This is a genomic window from Phocaeicola faecicola (genome assembly GCF_013618865.1).
GTDB lineage: Bacteria > Bacteroidota > Bacteroidia > Bacteroidales > Bacteroidaceae > Phocaeicola > Phocaeicola faecicola.
Window position 1 is genome coordinate 1 of record NZ_JABSOE010000171.1, and the last position, 605, is coordinate 605.

Sequence of the window (605 nt, forward strand, 5' to 3'; positions counted from 1 at the left end):
ATTCAACAACAATAGACTTATGCCTGTCATTGTATGATTGGGCCCGATTCAGGAGTACAAAGTCTGGCATCAAAGTCCATACCCAGTTGGATATTAGAACTGAAATTTCCACTTCATTCACGATTACAGATGCAGTAGTGCATGATGTAAATGCCATGGATAGTATAGCATATGAACCGTTTGCCTGTTACATATTCGACAGAGGATATTTTGATTTGCGCCGTCTTTATCACATTAACGAAGTAAGTTCATTCTTTGTGATAAGAGAAAAACGCAGACCTAAATATGAGATCACAGCAGGTGAAGATGTGCTTGAAGGCACTGATAATGTCTTGCAAGATCAAACTATAAGATTCACAGGAAAACGAAACTGTACGAATTATCCTTCTGAAATAAGACGTATAGTTTACTACTCTCCTGAAATGAACAGAACCTTTACCTACTATACAAACAATTTCTATTTGAAGGCTTCTGACATAGCTTTACTTTATAGAAACAGATGGAAAGTGGAGCTGTTCTTCAAATTTTTAAAGCAGCATCTTCGAGTAAAATCCTTTTGGGGGAACTCTGAGAATGCAGTCAGAATTCAAATATATGTGGCTATC

1 protein-coding gene is annotated in these 605 nt (G+C 36.9%); it reads left to right on the forward strand.

The annotated features are described in order from the left end of the window. On the forward strand, nt 1–605 hold a 605-nt coding region (locus H3001_RS19210; RefSeq protein WP_181215805.1), incomplete at both ends, for an IS4 family transposase.